The following is a 17,893-nucleotide window of genomic DNA, read 5'->3' on the forward strand; positions in this document are numbered from 1 at the left end:
GTGCCAGCCTAGTTCCCATGAATGACAATTTCACTCCGGACGCCTCCGCTGCGCAGGCCTCCCCCAACCCGTTCACCGATGAACTGCTGGCAGCGGGTGTACCTAAGGAAATGCATGACTGGCTCGCCGGACACGGCATCGGCCGACTTGCAGCCAAAATGGGCATTGTGTTCCAGGAAATGAGCTCCGAAAAGATCGTGGCCACCATGCCCGTGGAAGGCAACGAACAGGTTGCCGGCATACTGCACGGCGGCGCACACCTGGTGCTCGCTGAAACACTCGGCTCATTCGCGGCGGGCATTCATGCCGGCCGGAACCGCCAGGCGCTGGGCATCGAAATCGGAGCTACCCACCACCGGGCAATTTCGTCAGGACTGATCACGGGCACAGCGGTTGCCGTTCACCTCGGACGGACGATGACCACCCACGAAGTGGTGATGACTGATGCGGCGGGAAACCGGCTTTCCACCGCCCGGATCACCAACCTCATCCGGGACATCACATGACACCGAACAATCCGGGCGGGGATTGACATGTCCGCACCGGAGCAGCGGGTCACCATTCCGGTAGCTGACGCCCATGTCTCCGCCGTGTACGCGGAACCGACCAGTCCATGGGCAACGATTGTGGTGGCTCATGGTGCAGGGCTTCACCCGCGCGCTGGGCGGGGAGGGTGTGGCCACGCTCCGCTTTAATTTTCCGTACGTGGAAGCGGGCAGGAAATTCCCCGATCGTCCGCCGGCGGCCATCGAGGCATGGCGTGCCGCTATGGGCTTCGCGGCCGCTCAAGCGGCCGGCCGGCAAGTCCTTCGGCGGGCGCATGGCATCGATGGCCGTCGCGGAGGGCATGGACGCGGCCGGACTGATCTACCTCGGCTACCCACTGCATCCGCCCGGTAAGCCGGAGAAGGTCCGCGCTGACCATCTCTACGGACTGACGCTTCCCATGCTTTTCCTGCAGGGCACCAGGGATCCGCTCGCAACTGGCGTGCTGCTGGAAAAAGTGGTGGCCCGCATAGGAACTACTGCAACCCTGCAGTGGATCGAGGGCGGGGATCATTCCTTTGGCATTCGCGGGGAAAGCCGCAGCGCCACCGACGCCGGGGCGTCCCTGGCCGGTCCGGCGGCCGCATATCTATCCAAGAACAGCCCGCTGAACTGATTATCGGCGTCATCGGACGTAAGCTCTTGGCATGGCGAGATTCTTCGATGTTCATCCCCAAGATCCGCAGCCCCGTGCGATCGGCCAGATTGTGGATCTGGTGAAGTCCGGGGGGCTGATCGCCTACCCCACGGATTCGTGTTACGCGCTCGGAGCTCAGCTTGGCAACAAGGATGCCCTCGACCGCATCCGCTCAATCCGCCGACTCGATAGCAAACACCACTTCACCCTGGTCTGCAAGGACTTCGCTCAGCTGGGGCAGTTTGTGCTCATCGACAACGATGTCTTCCGCAGCATCAAGTCGGTCACGCCGGGCAGTTACACGTTCATCCTGCCTGCCACCAAGGAAGTTCCCCGCCGTCTTCTCCATCCGAAGAAAAAGACGGTGGGCGTGCGTATTCCCGATCACAGAACGGTTCAGGCGCTGCTGGAGGAACTTGGCGAACCGCTGCTCTCCAGCACCCTACTGCTGCCGGACCAGGAGGAGCCACCCACACAGGGGTGGGAGATCAAAGAGCTGCTGGACCATCAGGTGGACGGTGTCGTCGATTCCGGGGAGTGCGGAGCCGAACCCACTACGGTAATAGATTTCTCAAGCGGTTCGGCCGAGATTGTGCGGCGCGGCATGGGCGATCCCTCCCGGTTCGAGTAGTGTCCGACGCCGGAGGGACAGCTGACCGGTTGTCCTACGGTCAGCCCTGGTCGCCTCCGGTCAACGTCGAATACAGTGCCAGCAGAGTGCGCACACCCACACCGGCGTCATGCACCTTGGCGATATAGCCGGGACCATCCTGACGTCTGGAAGCCTGGCGTGGATCCTCAAGGACCCGCACAGCGGCAGCAGCAACGTCAGCAGGCGTCCTGCCGCACAGGTGGCTCAGCTCCGGATACCAGTTGTGATCCGCGCTGCTCACCACGGGAACCCCGGCCGCAAGTGCCTCAAGCTCGCTGGTCGCATAAATGTCAGTCATCTGCCCCACCACTGCCGACGCTGACGCAAGCCAGGTCCTGTAGTCGTCGCGGCTCATCTTCGGGACCAGTGTCACGCCTGCGGCGCGTGCCTCCTCCGTCTGGTCGCCCCAATCGATGCCGAGCAGCTCCGCGCCGGGACGCTCCGCCTTGATTCTCCGTGCGGTGTCGAGCTGTTCCGGGGCGCCCTTGATCTTCTCCCATCGTGAAGCGAAAATGACCCGGTCGGTGACCGGGGACCAGAAGGGTGTCTCATCCAGCCGGACAGTTATCGGCATATACACCGGATCTGAACGCAGCTTCAGGACGTGTGGCAGAAGATCTGGTGTGGCATAAAGGACAGCGGAGGCGTTCGCTGTGCCGTACTGAAGTTTCGGCCGCCACGAGGCCTCATATTGGCGGGTACGGATATCCGTACCATGCAGGTGCAGGACCCATGGCCGGCGGACCCACCGCATGTGTGTGGAAAGGCCTCCAGTGTGGAGATGCACGACGTCGGCGCGCACGCTCTGCAGGGCAAGTGTCGAATCCCACAGCGCCGGCTTTGTTCGTGCGGCAGGATGCTTCAACAAGCCCGTCCACGACCGCCGATAATACCAAGGGATATCGGTCATCTCCCATGGATAATCCATGCTCCGGGCGGTTTCGACCAGATTGCGGCCCACGTGCGCGGCATCATGCACGTGCAGTGCTCTGATCGGGTTGCCCATGTCGCCCAGCATAGTGTGCTGCAAACATGGAAGGTCTGCAACCGCGAAGGACTCGCGGAATCAATGAAGGTCATGCCAAACCAGTCCCCAACACTACGGGTCACGGGCGATGCCATGAGCGGGTGTTGCCGACACGCGGGGTGTGCCAGTATCACAAATACGCCGAATCCGTTGGCGCTGGAGGACCTGCGGGCCTGCCTCACCCACCGTCCGGCAATAACCACGGCTGCGGGTTCAATTGTGTATGCCGACCGGGGTTACGGTGAGCCGCTCCTCGCCGTGCACGGAACTCTCGGGCACTGTGACCAGGAACTTGTTCCCCCTGAATCCTTCCGAGCCAACGGGTTCGCATCATCGCGCCGAACCGCCCGGGTTATTGCGGACGCCGCTGGCCACAAGACGCACGACCGGAGAGCAGGCTGATGCCGTCGCAGCGTTGACGGGGTGCAGATCTTGAATTCAGCTACTGAGTCGTAAAGCTTCTGATCAGTAGGCTGCTTCCTGCCCATTGGGGTGCGTGCAGGAGACAGTCTCGTAGCACTGGAACCGCGGGTAGCTGATGTTCCTCCAACATTGAAACTTCTACCGGCTGTCCGATCCTGCATAACATCCCGTAAAATTCGGCGTAGAACTTACCGACATGGTTCGTGGGCAGCAGGCTTACAACCGAGTCTCGACTCACCAGCTCACTCAAAGACCGCGGCGCCCCACCCATAGCCCATGCAGAAGCGGAACCACCGACACGATCATCAGCACGCTGCCAAGCACCGTGTCGTCCGCCCGGACCACGGAACCGGCGATGAGCAGGGCGCCGAATATCAGTGCCGATGCCGATCGCTGCGCTGTGCGGTCAAGACGTGCCACCTGCCGTTCGAGGCGCGGGTTGGCCATTGACAGCGAACCGTCCTCGATTTGGGTGACAAGCCCATCCAGGCGGTTTGGCAGACGCAGGGCCCTCCCGGCTGCCTCGAGCGCTTGCTGAGCCATATCCTGCACGATATTGCCGCGCTCGTCGCGCAGCAGCTGCGCCGCATAGGGTTCGATCGAGTCCCACAGATTAAATCGGCCATCCAGCGAGCTGCACACACCCGACGTCAGTGACATCGCGCGGATGATGAGAAGGAAATTCTCCGGCAGCTGGAACGGCAACGAGCGAACCAGGTCACCGAACTCCACCGCAAAGTCAATGAACTCCCGCGGGTCCACCTCGCGAAGCTCGGCGAAACCCATCCCGCCGAACCGGGCGAAGAGGTGCGTCATCGCCTGCTCGAGCTCGGCTGTGTCGGCTGAGGGAACCAGCACACCCACATCGCTGATCGCGGTCACCAACCCCTTACCGTCACGCGAGGCGGCGGCGATCAGCAGCTTGCGCAGACCGCTGCGCGTGCTGGGCGGAACATCGCCCATCATGCCGAAGTCGATGAACGTCAGCTTCCAAGGACGCTCTGCGGATGAACCGGGAATCGGAGTGACAAATATATTGCCGGGGTGCGGATCGGCGTGGAAAAAGCCATTCGTGAACATTTGGTCGAACATGACAGACGCGAAAACCGGGGCAACCTTCGCCGGATCGATGCCCGCCTCGCGAAGCGCCTCCGAGTCTGTGATCTTAATCGCCGTGACATCTTCGAGGGTGAGCACGCGGCGGGTGCTCCGCTCCCACACGACGCCAGGCACAGTCACCCTGTCGTCGTTCGCGAAATCAGCGGCAAAACGCTCTGAATTCGCCGCCTCATGCAGGTAGTCGATCTCCGCTAAACTGATCTGCGCAAACTCCTCGACCAGTGCCGGCATGTCAGCACGATCGGACACGAGGCGCATGTGGCTGAGCCAGCCGCCCACTTTGCGCAGCGCGGCCAGATCGACGTCGATAATCGCCTCGATGCCCGGCCGCTGCACCTTCAACACCACGGTGTCGAGCCCGGTGTCGGCAGAATCGGTGTGAAGAAGCTGTGCCCGGTGCGCCTGCCCGAAGGATGCGGCGGCGATTGGCGTCTCCTCGACCGAAGCGAACACCTGGTTCAGCGGCGCACCCAGCTCCGCCTCGGCAAGGGCACGGATTGCGTGGAACGGGACGGGGGGCACCTCGTCCTGCAGCCCTTCCAGTTCAGCGGTGATCTCCGGCGGGAGCACATCGAGCCTGGACGATAGGAACTGACCAACCTTGATCATCAGACCGCCAAGGTCCACCGCAAGGACACGGAAGCGCCGAGCGAAGCCCAGCATCCTCCTTGTGCGGGTGCGCTCGGCAATCCTGTCCAGCCCGATGCGCGGGAGGAACAGCTCAAACCACCAGGTCACCGCGAGATGCCATGCGGCGAACCGCAGGATGCGACGGTAACGGGCACGGGTGTCCACGGCGCCGGGCAACGGATCTGCTCGGTTCCGAAGAACCGACGTCACGCCCGTCAGTCCTGGGCAAGGATCGAGTACAGCCGACGACGTGCATCGTTGAGCACCTTCACGGCCTCCTGCACCTGCTCCGGCGAGCCGGTGCGACCCACCTGCGCTGCCGCCTGCGCGAGCTCGACGCCAGCCTTGGGCAGCGCCGCGAATCCGGTGCCTGATGCCGACCCCGTTGACTCCCATGGCGCTGACGCATCGGCACCCGCTACATCCTCCCGGCCTGCTTCGGTCAGCGAGTAAATCTTGCGGCCGTTGGATTCCTCGGCACTGATGAATCCCTCATCGGCCAGCAGCTGCAGCGTTGGGTAGACGGAGCCGGCGCTCGGCTTCCAACTGCCACCGCTGCGCTCCTCGATTTCGCGGATGATCTGGTAGCCGTGCATAGGCCGCTCCGCGAGCAGGGTCAGCACCGCCGACCGCACCTCGCCTCGACCCGCGCGGGTACCCGCGCGCTTCTCAAACCTTGAACGCAAGTCCTCTACGGCCTGCCACATGCCGTCGATGTTGTTGCCGCCAAATCCGCCCGCCGGGTATGAATTCCGCATCATGTCTCCTTCGTAATTCTCAACGATATATAACGATAGTCAACGATACAGCTCGATACACGCAAAACTCAACAATGCGAGAAGCTGACGGAGAGGTCCGCGATGCACGATCGTATGTGCCAGGGGAGGTATCGGGCCTGGTCGGTCACGCCGAATCCGGGATCTGTCTGGGGGCCGTGGGCTTCACAAGAAGGGGGCAACGCAGCCACAGAAAACGATCACCAGCAACAGAGACACGCACGCACACCTGCAGGCCGTTTGTGCACAGTCAGAGGACCAAAGAGTCCTGGCAATGGGAAACAGGGGTTCTCCTTGATTGAAAGCCGCGACGCCGTTCGTACCGCGGACCAATGCATCTCGCCGGACTTTGAAATGGCCCTGGGGGATAGACGGGCGGTAGTTGCAGAGATAGCGTTGTGAAAATGAGAGATGTCGTTTTCATGGATGGTAAGAGCAGACTGCGGCCGGTTTTAGTGAGGTGCTCGCCGTTCTCTGCGACACCGAACCTATGGATGTAAAGTTCTGCGTTCTCATCACGGATCGCGGAGCAAACTCCATCACCGCTGATCCGAAACTGCACCGACATAGCGCTTCCGGGCTTAGAGCGGCCTTAAGATGAGCGCTCCCCATGGACGCAACGTCTCCAGACAACTGGCAATTTTGAATGTTGCTGCCCGCGCCGAAGGCCTTGGCGCTGAAGAGATCAGGGAAATACTCCAGCAGGAACTGGCACGGCGTAGTGTCCCAGAAGGACCTGGACCGTGGATGGAATCAGTCGTAGCCGCCGCTGCTCTTGGTCATCCATACGTCATCGGCGCTGCAGCGCTGCAAGCAGCCGAGACGGAATTGCGTACGCCGGCAGGGCGCGAATTGCATATCACTACGCATGCCGGCACCGAGGCCTTATCTGATACTCCCCCTGTGCAGGGCTCGCACCCCGCTGACCCCGCACGGGCCTGGTCCCGGTCAGCGATCAGAGGCCTCACCACCGCTCTACGACGCGCCAGGAACCGGTGGGGACAGACCACCACTTCCAGAGCATCGGATCGGACCATCAGGGGACCTTGGACAAGTATGAAGAAGAAAGCAGGGACATTCCAATCATCTGATCGTAGAAGAAATCCGGAAGGGAAATCTCAATGAACGGCATTCCAGAACCAGCCATCGATCCCTATCAGGCAGTCGCCGGCCCTGAGCTCCCTCACCCCGCACAGCGCTGGGACGCCGAATTTGCTCCGCAGCTATGCTGGCTGAAAACCAGGATGAATCAATCCGCACCCCAAGCTTTCATCGTCGCGCAGTAACGCGGATTTCACTCCATGGAAATGCCGGACGCTCTTCTTCTCTCCTTCGCCGTACTGCTGATGATTGGTGTGCTGATCTCCGAGCGCGCCAGCCGGACCGTCCTTTCCACCGCTGTGCTGTTCCTGCTCGGCGGCTTCGCCCTAGGCCAGGGAATGCTCGGGATTATCCCAGTAGAATCCGGGGACCCGCTGGTGGAGACCCTCGCGGAACTAGCCCTATTCTCGGTCCTATTCACCGACGGCATGCGCATAGGACTCAAGGACCTGCGTGCCGCATGGCGGTTGCCCGGACGCGCACTGCTGCTCGGGCTGCCCTTGACCTTGCTGATTACCGCGGTGCTTGCCCATTACGTAGCGGGTCTGCCCTGGCTGGAGTCCTTCCTCCTCGGTGCCATCCTCGCACCGACGGATCCGGTATTCGCTTCCGCGATTGTTGGAAGAGAAGAAGTGCCAGGGCGTCTACGACACCTGCTCAACGTTGAATCCGGTGTCAATGATGGATTGGCGCTGCCGATTGTGCTTATCCTCCTGGCCGCAGCAGGAGGCACCGATGCCGAGGGACCGCAACTCGTCGAAGAGATAGTGTTGGGCATCACAGTGGGAGTCTTTGTTCCGCTGATCGTCCTCGGCCTTGAGAGACTCCCGTTCCTGAAAGCGGAGAAACGGCTACAACCGTTGCTGGCGGTGGCAATTGGTTTGTTGGTGCTTGCCATCTGTACTGCAACCCATGCCAATCTGTTCCTCGGGGCATTCAGTGCCGGAATCACGGTCGCAACATATAGTCCGGAACTCCGGGAGGAATTCGAACAATTTGGAGAACTCGCCACCGAGTTGTTGAAGCTCGCGGCGATACTGGTATTCGGTGCACTAATCACACCAAGCTTCCTGTTCCAAGAAATCCCATTGACCGGATGGGTATTCGCAGTACTGGCCCTCATCGCAGCCCGACCACTGGCCCTGTTGGTATCTTTTCTCGGATCCCGTCTACCTGCACAACAGCGGCTCGCAGCTATGTGGTTCGGTCCGAAAGGATTCGCCTCCGTTGTCTACGGTCTCCTGGTCCTGCAGTCCGACATAGCCCAAGCGAATGAACTCTTTCACCTCACCGCTTTGGTCATCGTCATTTCGATCCTCGCCCACTCCTCAACCGACGTCCTCATCGCCCAGCGATTCGGCGATAAAAACCGCCGGGATGGCTCACCACCCCTTCCTGAAGCTCCACGCTAACTCAGTTGCCTCAGGCGGGGAGATGGCGTCGACGATCAGATTGATGTGGGTAAAAAGGACTCTCTGAAGTGAGTGGGGGTGCGACTATCTCTGGTATCGGAGTTTGGTTTCCACTGGTCCGCAGGCGAGATTGATGAGGGCCGGCGCGGCTTGTGGGTGTGGAATCCGTAGGATCTGCGGGTCATGGTACGCGACCAGAACCGGCACACACGCGCGCACACCTGTAGGCCGTTGTGCACAGTCAGAGGACCAAAGAGCCCCCTGACAAGGGGGAACACGGTGCCCGAAGTGGGACTCGAACCGGCTTCCACCCCTTGCAAACACTGGGAACTCCCGAAAAAATGCCCAATCCGGCGCAGTCTGCACCAGTACAACCCAATCCGAGTCCGAAAGTGTGCACATTGTGCTCACCCCCATTATTGGTGTTCTGGGCAGGCTTAGCGTGGAACCATATGCCGGGAAATCACTAAGGCGGCATCCCGCAATTCCACCTTGCCGGACGCCGCTCCCACGACCAGGTCGAAGCCCTCATCGGTGGTGAAGTCGTGGCGGTATCCGTTGATCCACAGCATCAGCACCATGAGCGTCCACGTTGTTCGCTTGTTCTCATCGACAAGTGGATGGAACCGGGCCACCGACTCCAACACGGCCGCAGCCTTCATAGGCAGCTCGGGATAGACCTCAGCGCCCATGACGGTTGTTCCCGGGCGGGCCAAAGCGGACGCGAGGAGCCCAACATCCCCAATGTGAAACCCATAGCGGTCAACAACCCGCAGTGCGTCCTCAATGGTGAGATACGAACTCATGCATCCTCAAGTCGCGTCAGCAGCTCGGCATCATGGGTCGCAACAAAATCCAACCCCGCGTCGATGTCACGGCCGCGGTCATGGCGCTGGAGAACCAACTCGGCACCTTGGAGAAGCAGCGCTGACTTGGAAGTGTGCACCTCAGCTGCCAGCTCATCGAGCCGGCGGTCGAGATCTTCAGGAACCCGCAAATTCATAGCCATAACCTAATGGTACCAAAACGGTACCCTCGGGCAGTGGCGACAATTCGCTGCTGGCAAAGCCGCCATCAGCCTTGTCAGCTGGGCGTCTCTGCTGGACAGCCGCGCATGGGCCCGCTTTGGTCGCCGCCGTCTTCCGGTGCCTGACCGGGCGGGGCGGTGTGTGGGTGGTTTTGGTCGCCGGAGCCGTTGCCGGGGCGAAGATTCAGCGGATCGCGGCCCGGGGCAGCTTGATGTGCATGGTTTGTGTCGCCGTAGCCGCAGCCTGGTCTCGGTCCCTCGGCGGCGGCGGCCGTTACACCGAATAGGGTGGTGATCAGAGTGGACAGTACGATCAGCGCAGGAGCGAGTGGGCGGATGTTCATTGTGCCTCCGAAGGGAGTAAATCGAGAAGAGTAGCTATTCCGCGTAGAGCTTTTTGGCCGGGCCACCACTGCCCGGCAATCGGTCCGCTAAAAACAGTCTGTTGTGCGGCGGTCATGAGGTTTTCCGGGCGATATGTCGTAGATCTAGGACCCGGCGAATTGTTCATGGCTCAGCCGCACCGACAGCGGCGGCATACACCCAGTCCTCAGCGCTCTCTGCCATCATAGCCTCCGACGAATCCTTAGTGACAGTGATAGTCACGTCATTACATATTGTTAGTACTACTACCACGATGGGGACTGCCCACCCAAGTAAGCTCCTCGCATGGAACGATTGATCACCGCTCTTCCCGAGGTGGAATATCTCGCGCGCATTGGTGAGGTTGCATAGGCCGTCTCCTCTTTGGAGTGGACACTTCTCGGAGACCTGCATCGCCTCGCAGACGGCCTTCCCTCCGATCCCACGCCCAAACGGCTCGAACCGATGACGGCGTCGGGGATTACGAGCGAGGTGCGGGAGGCGGCCAAGAGCACCACCAGGCGGTCCGACGAAGTACTATCCGGCCGCCGTCTATCGCGCGCTATTCGTTGCCGCTGAAATCAGGACTGACGTTCTGCACGCCAGTCCAGCGACGCGCCCAGATGGTGCCGAGAGGCTGCCGAGAGCAGAAACGCAGGACCACCGGCGTTATGAACCGTACCGAGTTTTAGGCCGTCTTCTTGCTGGTCCCACAGGCGTCGACTTCGCCGGGGCGGCGAAGACCACCTGATTGATTGATAGCACCGACTTTCTCAAACTTCAGAGCCTTCCTCCCGGATCATCTTCGTTGGCGGCGGTTTCGTCTCGTTTGAATTCGCTCACAACGCCGCCCGCGCGGGAAGCTCCACGCTCACTGTCGATCGCGGTACCCGCCCGTTGAAAACATTCGACACGGATCTTGTCGAACTACTAATCACGCGGCACGGCGGAAGGAGTCGAAGTACATAGCGGCGCGAGCATCACCAGCATGGTCAGAGCCGGTACCGGACATCAAGTACACGTCGAAAAGGATGGCAGTCCGTCGACAATTGAAGCTGACCTCGTCGTCCACGGCGCCGGCCAGCCCCGAACCTGTCCCGGCTCAATCTCGGAGCGGCACCTCCAGAGCACCACAAATCCTGGCGTCTAAACAGCGGGCGACTCGGCTGACACTCCCGGCATGCCGCTGACCCCTGTCGCTGTAATTGAGGCGAAAGTCAGCAGACGGCGGAACGGCCCTCAGGAAGATGGCCGGAGCTCCTGCCGCTCGTCAGACCGTCGCTTAGGACGGTTCTGCGACGATAACAGTATTTGGTGCTTCCCAGGGGTGGACTATCTGCGTACTTAGCTCGCAGGCACTGGACCTGGACCCCCGGTGCGGTGTTCTTCGCCTATCACGCGGTTCCGGCCCGACAATACGGCGGTGACGCACAGAACGACCATCAATGCGGCGGTGATGGTCAACGAGAGCGTCCAACTGCCGCTGACGTCGCGCAGGGCGCCGAAGGCCACCGGCATTAGCGTTCGAGCCGAGAAGGCGCCCCAGGAAGCTAAAATCCATGCTCTTGCGAATGCGACCTCCGAATTGGCAGGTGCCAACCTTGAGATTCCCTTCGAGGAGATTACGGTCAGAGACGAATTTGTGGGCCCCGGCTACTCGCTTCCTACGACCGAAATGACTGCGGCGATTCAGACTTTCGCACGAGTGGAAGGGATCCTCCTGGACCCCGTCTACACCGGCAAAACCGCAGCCGGCCTCATCGGCCTTATCCGTGAAGGGGCGTTGGAACGGGACAGTAATGTGCTGTTCATCCACACCGGCGGTGCTCCTGCCATTTATGCCTACCCCAATGAAGTGCTCGCCGAGACGAATGCCTAAGCAAGCACAGCCGTCCCGAATTGTCGGAATTTTGGGCGGGATGGGGCCAGCTGCGACGGCCGACTTTTATCAGAAGCTGATTCTGGCGACTCCGGCAACGCGTGATCAGGACCATTTGCGTGTAGTCATGTGGGCGGATCCCACCGTACCGAATAGACAGGAGGCACTCCTGCACAATGGTGCGGATCCGACCCCCTGGCTAGAAGAAGGCGTCGAACACATTCTGCGAAGCGGCGCCGAGATCATCGTCGTCCCTTGCAATACCATTCACGCTTTCCTACCGGGTGTCCTCGAAGGTAAGAGCATCGAGTTCATCAACATCATCGACACAACTATCAAAGCTATTTGCCAGCGCGGACCGGTGACAAAGGTCGGTTTGCTCGCGACCGACGGTGCGCTGGCGTCCGAGGTGTATCAGGCGGCGCTTCAGGCAGCCGGCATCGAACCAATACTCCCGTCGGAATCATCGCAGAAAACGCTGATGAAGCTGGTCTATGGCGTAAAAGCGGGCGAGGTGGGACCAGACGAGCGTGAACAGGTCGGACCATTATTGACTGAATTACAGGCAAACGGAGTATCGACCGTAGTAGTCGGGTGCACAGAAATTTCGGTGCTGCTCGAGGGCCTCAACAGCGAAATGTGCATCATCGATCCGTCCCAGGTATTGGCGCTCAAGACAGTAGAACGGGCGCGCATGTGCGGAGCGTAATCATGCCGGTCAATTTTCTGATAAACCGTGGAACAATATGGACCGGACTGGCATTGTGCACGCTCCTCGGTCTTATCGCTGCCGGCCTTGGAATGTTGGTGCCAGCTATCGGCGGGCCCGTTTTCGGCATCGCACTTGGCGTACTGACACGGCGCTTTCTCGGCGAGCGTCGAAGTCTTGAGCCCGGGATCAAGTTCTCTGCTAAGACGGTCCTTCAAGCTGCTGTAGTCCTTCTCGGTGCCGGGCTGGCGCTGAACCAGATAGCGATCATCGGATGGTCCGCGCTGCCAGTCATGCTCGGCACCTTGACACTCGCCATGGTGGCAGGACCATTTATCGGCAAATGGCTTCGGATCGGCTTTGACACCCGCACATTGATCACCGTTGGCACTGGGATTTGTGGCGCATCAGCCATCGCCACCATCAGCGCTGTCATTGGTGCTTCACAAACCGCGATCGCGATCTCAGTGACGGTAATTTTCGTCTACAACATACTCGCGGTGTTGCTGTTTCCCGCCGTCGGAAACATCTTGGGGATGTCCCAAGAGTCGTTTGGGCTTTGGGCGGGAACTGCGATAAATGACACCTCTTCTGTGGTGGCCGCGGCCACCATCTACGGTGCCATCGCGACGTCACAGGCAGTGGTTGTAAAACTTACAAGAACACTTATGATTATCCCCATTTCCATTGGACATGCCTGGCGCCACTCTCGTACGGCGGAGGCGTCTGATGGCGGTTCGTCCGGTGCGCTGGCTTGGACACGACTTGTGCCGCCATTCCTGCTCTTGTTCCTTCTAGCCGCAGCGCTGAATACGGTGGGGTTCATCCCGGATTTCCTACAAGAACACCTCAACTCATGGGCAGCATTTTTCACCGCGGTTGCTCTGTCCGCCGTCGGCCTGAGTACACCAATCGCAGCGATGCGGGAAGCAGGATGGAGGCCGCTGGCCCTCGGCGGGATTCTGTGGGTGCTTGTTGCCGTCAGCGCTGTCGGAATTCAGCTCCTCACCGGACAGCTGTGACCCAAATATGAGCATCCCCCCGCAGTGACCGCAGGCCGGTCTTGCGGGCCAGGGCAAGATAAATCAGCTCGTCGATTAGCTCGGTGTACCCGATGCCGGACTTGGCCCACATGCGGATACATCGACGTCGGCGTGAAGCCGGGTATGGTGTTAATTTCGTTGATCACCACCCGCCCATCCTTGGTTTAAAAGAAATCCGGCCCTTCGCATTCAAGCATGGGTCGCCGGTTGGTTCGGTAGAGGCGGTGGCCGCCGGCGGCGAGTAGGCATCTGAGTCTGTAGTTGGTGAAGTTGCGGAAGCCTCGGGCGATCCAACGGGTGGTTTCGATGACTCCGTTGATGGCTTCGGTAGGCCCGTCGGTGTCGAAGCAGGCCAGAGTCGCGCTCTTCCAACTGCGCAGGTTCCGGCCGAGGCGGGCGATCTCAGGAATCGGGCAGGTCGGGAAAGCGGTGAGTACCTCGGCGACCAACGCCCTGCCTTTCTCGGGGCCGACGTATAGATCGACCGCAGCTGCTGGTAGCACTGCCAGTCCAGGGTCACTTCATGGCCTGGGTCTCCGGCAGTGGGTTTCGCATTCAGTCGTACGATCTGTTTGTCGGTGAGGTGCTCGGCCCCGGATTGGAGGGTGCGGCGGATGCCGTAAAGCGGATCGCCCTTGCGTCCGCAGTGCCCGAGGGTGTCCTGCTGCACGCGGCGGCGTACCTCATCGACGGCCTACCCACACAACTTCACGACATGGAAGGCATTATGCCGATATCGGTGGGACTGTGGATTGAACGGTGTTTCTGGCCTGACGCGCCGCGTGTGAGCGTGGCGGGAAGGCGCCGTGATGAGGACACTTGATGTTGTGAATCCGGAGAATCAACCGAAGGAAGATCGATCCGCGGAGGCTGCAGCTGAACTCGTGCGCTTGGCCAAAGAACAGGGCCTCGCGTTGACTGGCCCCGATGGTTTGTTGAAGTTGTCACGAAGAATGTGCTCGAGACCGCCCTGAACGAGGAGCTCACTGAGCACCTGGTGCAGCGTGTCGTTGATTCATTTGGGTTTGGTGGGCCGTCAGACTTGAAGCATGGTTGATGTGCCGAAGGCGCTTGTACTGCGTGAGGGTGACCGGAAGCGGCTGGAGGCGCTGACGCAGGGTAAGTCCCACCTCGGCGACGATGGCCCTGCGGGCGAGGACCGTTTTGCTGGCTGCCGACGTGCTGCCGAATGTCCAGATCGAGAAGTCCACCGGATTACCGCCACGACGGTACTGAAGTGGCGTAACCGCTATGCCCGGGATGGGATCGAGGGGCTTAAGGACATGGCCTGTCCGGGCCAGGAACCGGTGATTGATGAGCTGGCGCTGATTGCCGAAACCCTGACCAACGACGGGAAGCCGCCGGCGGAACTGGGAATCTCCCATTGGTCCCCACGCAGATCAGCCGCTGTCCCCGGGCCAATCGCACTGACCCCGACCGCACTTCGGGGAACATCCGGAACGGAACGCGCTCGAAGACCGTGCTGACTGAAGCGACGGGCGAAGCCACCATCGAGGTTCCGAGGGATCGGGACGGTTCATTCGAGCCACAGATCGTGAAGAAGCGCCAACGCCGGCTGAACCGGGTCGAGGAGGCGGTGCTCTCGTTGTACGCGAATGGTCTGACGACCGGTGAGATCAGTGCGCATTTCGCTCAGATCTAGGGACTGCTGAATGTTTGCTTGACACTTTGACCTGTGAGGAAAAGCCGCGCGGTTGGATGGATGTTCATCCTGCCCAGGGCCTTTCCCGAAAAGTTAGTCCCTGCCGTGGTCGCGGTAATCCTCAGGGGCGAAGCACCCGGACCGCGATCGCCGAGAACTCCGGGTTTCCCGAGCAGCATTGCACCTGCAGTTTGCTTCGCCCCCGGGCTGCTTCGCACACAGCGAGGTTCAGGAACACACAATCAGACTTCAACCTAGTCATGGGGCTATGACAACACTCGCCCATGAAATAGTAAGAATCCCCGACCGCGGGCTTCATGAGGAAGAGGAGGCATCCAGCCACAGAAACGACCACCAGTAACCCAAACCAGCACACACAGCTGCAGCCGTTTGTGCACAGCCAGAGGATGAAAGACCTCTGACTTGGGGAAACACGGTGCCCGAAGTGGGACTCGAACCCACACACCTTTCGATACTGCATTTTGAGTGCAGCGCGTCTGCCAATTCCGCCATTCGGGCAATGCCTGCGACCCGAAACGTGAGATACGTGACTCACAGTGGGGCCCAGTGCGCGAATCCACTCTACATGCCGATAGGCTGTTTCAGTCAACCGGCCACGGGCTGTACGCCCGGTCGATGTAGAGACGCATTTCAACAAGGAGCCATCAGTGTCTGAATCCCACGAGTCACCCACTTCGAGCCCGGCACGGCGCGTCATTGTTGCTGAGGATGAGACGCTCATCCGCCTCGACATCGTGGAAATCCTTCGCGGCGAAGGCTACGATGTGGTCGCCGAAGCGGACAATGGCGAGAAGGCCGTGCAACTGGCTAAGGAATACAAGCCGGATCTTGTCCTCATGGACGTGAAGATGCCGGTCATGGACGGCATCACGGCCGCAGAACAGATCGTCAAGGCGCGCATTGCGCCGGTGGTGCTGCTTACAGCCTTCAGTCAGAAGGAACTCGTTGAGCGGGCGCGCGATGCTGGCGCGATGGCCTACGTTGTTAAACCTTTTACCCCGGCCGATCTCATCCCGGCCATTGAAATCGCGCTCTCCCGCCACGAGGAAATCAAGGCGCTTGAGAATGAGGTCTCGGACCTGCAAGAGCAATTCGCCACCCGCAAGCTCGTAGAGCGCGCCAAGAGCCTGCTGACCACCAAAATGGGCCTCACCGAACCGGAAGCCTTCCGCTGGATCCAGAAGACCTCGATGGACCGCCGCCTGAGCATGCGCGAGGTGGCCGAAACCATTATCAACCAGGTGAACTGAGCGGCTCAGCGACATAGCAGAGGGGTCCCGACATAGCAGAAGGGTCCCGCCACTGATGGCGGGACCCTTCTGTCTTACCTGGTGATTTTGCTACTTGTGTTTGGCTTTGACCGGCCAGGGACCGACCTTTTCCTTGTTTGGGGTGTAGCCATCGGGTAGCTGCCCGGCATCGGCAATGTCGCCCACCTTGTGGACCTTGATCGAGTTGGTCGAGCCCGCCTGGCCTGGAGGGGAACCGGCGGCAATGACCACCAAGTCGTCCGGTTCAACCAGGCCCTGTTCAAACAGCACCCGGTCCACCTGGGCAGTCATCTGGTCGGTGTGCTCGGCAAACTCAACGAGCAGCGGCTGAATGCCCCAGATCATGGCCATGGTATTGAGGGTGGACTGCACTGGCGTAAACGCGAACACCGGCTTGGTGGGGCGCAGCCGGGAAAGCCTGCGCGCGGAGTCACCGGACTGCGTGAACGTGCAGATGTACTTGGCATCGAGCTGGTCTGCAATTTCAACTGCCGCCCGCGTGATGGCACCGCCGCGTGTCTTGGGCTTGCTGCCCAGGGGCGGCACACGGTCCAGTCCGTGCTTTTCCGTGGATTCGATGATTTCGGCCATGATGCGGACCGTGTCGATCGGGTACTTTCCGACACTGGTTTCACCGGACAGCATGACGGCGTCAGCACCGTCAAGCACTGCGTTGGCGCAGTCGGAAGCCTCGGCGCGGGTGGGCCTCGGATTCTCGATCATGGATTCCAGTACCTGAGTGGCCACAATAACCGGCTTTGCCCAGCGGCGGGCCAACTCGATGGCGCGCTTCTGAACAATCGGAACATCCTGCAGCGGGAGTTCAACGCCCAGGTCTCCACGGGCCACCATGATGGCGTCAAACGCGTCGATGATTTCCTCTATTGCGTCGACGGCCTGTGGCTTTTCGATTTTGGCGATGACGGGGACCCTGCGGCCCTCTTCGTCCATGATCTCGTGGACGCGCTGAACATCCTCGGCGTTCCGCACGAAGGACAAGGCGACCATGTCCACTCCGCGCTGGATCGCCCAACGCAGGTCGGCCTCATCCTTATCGCTGAGCGCCGGCACGTTTACGGCGACGCCGGGCAGGTTGATGCCCTTGTTGTTCGACACCGCACCGCCAACGGTCACCTCGGTGACCACCTTGACGTCGTCGACTTCAGTTGCACGGAGCGCAACCTTGCCGTCATCGATCAGCAGGCTGTCACCCACCCTGACGTCCTGGGGCAGACCGAGGTGCGTTGTGGAGCAGATCAGCTGGGTGCCCTGAATATCCTCTGTGGTGATGGTGAAAACGTCACCAGGAAGGAGTACGTGGGGCCCGTCGGCAAACCGCCCAAGCCGGATCTTGGGACCCTGGAGGTCGGCGAAGATGCCTACCGGCCGCCCGAGTTCCGCCGCAGCCTTCCGGACAAACTCATACGTCTGGTTGTGCACGGTATGGTCACCGTGGCTCATGTTCATCCGTGCCACGTCAACGCCCGCTTCAAGAACGGCAAGCGTGTTCTCATAACTTGCGATCGCCGGACCGAACGTTGCAACAATTTTTGCGCGTCTCATAAACCTAGCCTAGTCGTGTTGTAGTGTCTGG

At 60.5% G+C, this 17,893-nt stretch carries 16 protein-coding genes, 1 tRNA gene and 6 pseudogenes; 12 read left to right on the forward strand and 11 right to left on the reverse strand.

The window, feature by feature from the left end; all coding sequences use genetic code 11:
- Positions 1 to 17: 17 nt before the first annotated feature.
- From Y708_RS0103125 to Y708_RS0103135, 3 genes and pseudogenes are all read left to right on the forward strand, one after another.
- Positions 18 to 506, forward strand: a complete 489-nt coding sequence (locus Y708_RS0103125; protein ID WP_028278800.1) for a hotdog fold thioesterase — start codon at positions 18 to 20, stop codon at positions 504 to 506.
- Between the two features lie 27 nt (positions 507 to 533).
- Positions 534 to 1,162, forward strand: a pseudogene (locus Y708_RS22505) (alpha/beta family hydrolase).
- Positions 1,163 to 1,193: 31 nt separating this feature from the next.
- Positions 1,194 to 1,814 carry an L-threonylcarbamoyladenylate synthase gene (locus Y708_RS0103135; protein WP_028278801.1) on the forward strand — a complete coding sequence of 207 codons (621 nt, stop codon included), beginning with the start codon at positions 1,194 to 1,196 and terminating at the stop codon, positions 1,812 to 1,814.
- 40 nt (positions 1,815 to 1,854) lie between these two features.
- Here the strand turns inward: Y708_RS0103135 and Y708_RS0103140 are convergent, their stop codons facing one another.
- On the reverse strand, positions 1,855 to 2,841 hold the full coding sequence (locus tag Y708_RS0103140; RefSeq protein WP_216699713.1) for a glycosyltransferase family protein: 987 nt from the start codon (positions 2,839 to 2,841) through the stop codon (positions 1,855 to 1,857).
- A 63-nt stretch (positions 2,842 to 2,904) separates the two neighbouring features.
- Between Y708_RS0103140 and Y708_RS22510 the strand changes: the two genes are divergently transcribed.
- Positions 2,905 to 3,264, forward strand: coding sequence for a hypothetical protein (locus Y708_RS22510; protein WP_155853642.1), 360 nt, complete (start codon positions 2,905 to 2,907; stop codon positions 3,262 to 3,264).
- A 267-nt stretch (positions 3,265 to 3,531) separates the two neighbouring features.
- Here Y708_RS22510 and Y708_RS0103145 read toward each other — a convergent pair whose 3' ends face one another.
- Both Y708_RS0103145 and Y708_RS0103150 read right to left on the reverse strand, forming a co-directional pair.
- Complete coding sequence (locus tag Y708_RS0103145) at positions 3,532 to 5,244, reverse strand: ABC1 kinase family protein (protein ID WP_028278803.1); 1,713 nt, start codon at positions 5,242 to 5,244, stop codon at positions 3,532 to 3,534.
- Positions 5,245 to 5,249: 5 nt separating this feature from the next.
- The gene (locus Y708_RS0103150) at positions 5,250 to 5,792 is read right to left on the reverse strand and encodes a PadR family transcriptional regulator (RefSeq protein ID WP_028278804.1); all 543 of its coding nucleotides are present in this window, start codon (positions 5,790 to 5,792) and stop codon (positions 5,250 to 5,252) included.
- Between the two features lie 1,319 nt (positions 5,793 to 7,111).
- On the opposite strand from Y708_RS0103150, the gene Y708_RS22515 reads away from it, so the two are divergent.
- A complete protein-coding gene (locus Y708_RS22515; protein ID WP_253905664.1) occupies positions 7,112 to 8,323 on the forward strand; it encodes a cation:proton antiporter in 1,212 nt (403 codons plus the stop codon).
- 437 nt (positions 8,324 to 8,760) lie between these two features.
- On the opposite strand, the gene Y708_RS0103170 is transcribed toward Y708_RS22515, so the two are convergent.
- The 3 genes from Y708_RS0103170 to Y708_RS0103180 all read right to left on the reverse strand — a co-directional run bounded on the left by Y708_RS0103170 (position 8,761) and on the right by Y708_RS0103180 (position 9,694).
- Entirely contained in the window at positions 8,761 to 9,129 is a 369-nt protein-coding gene (locus Y708_RS0103170) for a type II toxin-antitoxin system death-on-curing family toxin (RefSeq protein WP_028278805.1), read from the reverse strand.
- Positions 9,126 to 9,332, reverse strand: a complete 207-nt coding sequence (locus tag Y708_RS0103175; RefSeq protein ID WP_253905665.1) for a ribbon-helix-helix protein, CopG family — start codon at positions 9,330 to 9,332, stop codon at positions 9,126 to 9,128. The genes Y708_RS0103170 and Y708_RS0103175 overlap by 4 nt, the downstream gene beginning before the upstream one ends.
- Positions 9,333 to 9,406: 74 nt before the next feature.
- Complete coding sequence (locus Y708_RS0103180) at positions 9,407 to 9,694, reverse strand: hypothetical protein (RefSeq protein ID WP_028278807.1); 288 nt, start codon at positions 9,692 to 9,694, stop codon at positions 9,407 to 9,409.
- A 1,442-nt stretch (positions 9,695 to 11,136) separates the two neighbouring features.
- Here Y708_RS0103180 and Y708_RS0103195 point away from each other — a divergent pair.
- From Y708_RS0103195 to Y708_RS0103205, 3 genes are read left to right on the forward strand one after another with little or no spacing between them, the layout of a single operon-like run.
- A complete protein-coding gene (locus tag Y708_RS0103195) occupies positions 11,137 to 11,592 on the forward strand; it encodes a pyridoxal-phosphate dependent enzyme (RefSeq protein ID WP_216699714.1) in 456 nt (151 codons plus the stop codon).
- The gene (locus Y708_RS0103200; protein WP_035775040.1) at positions 11,585 to 12,301 is read left to right on the forward strand and encodes a cysteate racemase; all 717 of its coding nucleotides are present in this window, start codon (positions 11,585 to 11,587) and stop codon (positions 12,299 to 12,301) included. The genes Y708_RS0103195 and Y708_RS0103200 overlap by 8 nt, the downstream gene beginning before the upstream one ends.
- A 2-nt stretch (positions 12,302 to 12,303) precedes the next feature.
- Complete coding sequence (locus Y708_RS0103205; protein WP_051478501.1) at positions 12,304 to 13,323, forward strand: YeiH family protein; 1,020 nt, start codon at positions 12,304 to 12,306, stop codon at positions 13,321 to 13,323.
- Here the strand turns inward: Y708_RS0103205 and Y708_RS28010 are convergent.
- The 3 pseudogenes from Y708_RS28010 to Y708_RS30720 form a co-directional block, all read right to left on the reverse strand.
- Positions 13,307 to 13,520, reverse strand: a pseudogene (locus Y708_RS28010) (hypothetical protein); the annotation flags it as partial. The gene Y708_RS0103205 and the pseudogene Y708_RS28010 sit on opposite strands and share 17 nt — an antisense overlap.
- 132 nt (positions 13,521 to 13,652) lie before the next feature.
- Positions 13,653 to 13,847 (reverse strand): annotated as a pseudogene (locus Y708_RS30715) (transposase); the annotation flags it as partial.
- Positions 13,848 to 13,852: 5 nt separating this feature from the next.
- Positions 13,853 to 14,014: pseudogene (locus Y708_RS30720) on the reverse strand (ISL3 family transposase); the annotation flags it as partial.
- Positions 14,015 to 14,153: 139 nt separating this feature from the next.
- Here Y708_RS30720 and Y708_RS30305 point away from each other — a divergent pair.
- The 3 genes and pseudogenes from Y708_RS30305 to Y708_RS0103230 all read left to right on the forward strand — a co-directional run.
- Positions 14,154 to 14,341, forward strand: a pseudogene (locus Y708_RS30305) (IS256 family transposase); the annotation flags it as partial.
- 52 nt (positions 14,342 to 14,393) lie between these two features.
- Positions 14,394 to 14,831, forward strand: a complete 438-nt coding sequence (locus tag Y708_RS30310; protein WP_028278814.1) for a helix-turn-helix domain-containing protein — start codon at positions 14,394 to 14,396, stop codon at positions 14,829 to 14,831.
- Positions 14,789 to 15,004 (forward strand): annotated as a pseudogene (locus Y708_RS0103230) (transposase); the annotation flags it as partial. The gene Y708_RS30310 and the pseudogene Y708_RS0103230, both read left to right, overlap by 43 nt.
- Positions 15,005 to 15,444: 440 nt before the next feature.
- Here the strand turns inward: Y708_RS0103230 and Y708_RS0103235 are convergent.
- Positions 15,445 to 15,526: transfer RNA gene (locus Y708_RS0103235), tRNA-Leu, on the reverse strand.
- 149 nt (positions 15,527 to 15,675) lie between these two features.
- On the opposite strand from Y708_RS0103235, the gene Y708_RS0103240 reads away from it, so the two are divergent.
- Positions 15,676 to 16,278, forward strand: a complete 603-nt coding sequence (locus Y708_RS0103240; protein ID WP_028278816.1) for an ANTAR domain-containing response regulator — start codon at positions 15,676 to 15,678, stop codon at positions 16,276 to 16,278.
- 90 nt (positions 16,279 to 16,368) lie between these two features.
- Here Y708_RS0103240 and pyk read toward each other — a convergent pair whose 3' ends face one another.
- Positions 16,369 to 17,862, reverse strand: coding sequence for a pyruvate kinase (gene pyk / locus Y708_RS0103245; RefSeq protein ID WP_028278817.1), 1,494 nt, complete (start codon positions 17,860 to 17,862; stop codon positions 16,369 to 16,371).
- Between the last annotated feature and the right edge of the window lie 31 nt (positions 17,863 to 17,893).

It is taken from the genome of Arthrobacter sp. H5 (genome assembly GCF_000520595.1).
Classification (GTDB): Bacteria; Actinomycetota; Actinomycetes; order Actinomycetales; family Micrococcaceae; genus Arthrobacter_D.

Bases quoted from the DNA above. Each gene is read 5' to 3' on its own strand.
- Y708_RS0103125 (WP_028278800.1), top strand. From the start codon at position 18: ATGAATGACAATTTCACTCCGGACGCCTCCGCTGCGCAGGCCTCCCCC.
- Y708_RS0103135 (WP_028278801.1), top strand. From the start codon at position 1,194: ATGGCGAGATTCTTCGATGTTCATCCCCAAGATCCGCAGCCCCGTGCG.
- Y708_RS0103140 (WP_216699713.1), bottom strand. From the start codon at position 2,841: ATGGGCAACCCGATCAGAGCACTGCACGTGCATGATGCCGCGCACGTG.
- Y708_RS22510 (WP_155853642.1), top strand. From the start codon at position 2,905: ATGAAGGTCATGCCAAACCAGTCCCCAACACTACGGGTCACGGGCGAT.
- Y708_RS0103150 (WP_028278804.1), bottom strand. From the start codon at position 5,792: ATGCGGAATTCATACCCGGCGGGCGGATTTGGCGGCAACAACATCGAC.
- Y708_RS22515 (WP_253905664.1), top strand. From the start codon at position 7,112: ATGGAAATGCCGGACGCTCTTCTTCTCTCCTTCGCCGTACTGCTGATG.
- Y708_RS0103170 (WP_028278805.1), bottom strand. From the start codon at position 9,129: ATGAGTTCGTATCTCACCATTGAGGACGCACTGCGGGTTGTTGACCGC.
- Y708_RS0103175 (WP_253905665.1), bottom strand. From the start codon at position 9,332: ATGGCTATGAATTTGCGGGTTCCTGAAGATCTCGACCGCCGGCTCGAT.
- Y708_RS0103180 (WP_028278807.1), bottom strand. From the start codon at position 9,694: ATGAACATCCGCCCACTCGCTCCTGCGCTGATCGTACTGTCCACTCTG.
- Y708_RS0103200 (WP_035775040.1), top strand. From the start codon at position 11,585: ATGCCTAAGCAAGCACAGCCGTCCCGAATTGTCGGAATTTTGGGCGGG.
- Y708_RS0103205 (WP_051478501.1), top strand. From the start codon at position 12,304: ATGCCGGTCAATTTTCTGATAAACCGTGGAACAATATGGACCGGACTG.
- Y708_RS30310 (WP_028278814.1), top strand. From the start codon at position 14,394: ATGGTTGATGTGCCGAAGGCGCTTGTACTGCGTGAGGGTGACCGGAAG.
- pyk (WP_028278817.1), bottom strand. From the start codon at position 17,862: ATGAGACGCGCAAAAATTGTTGCAACGTTCGGTCCGGCGATCGCAAGT.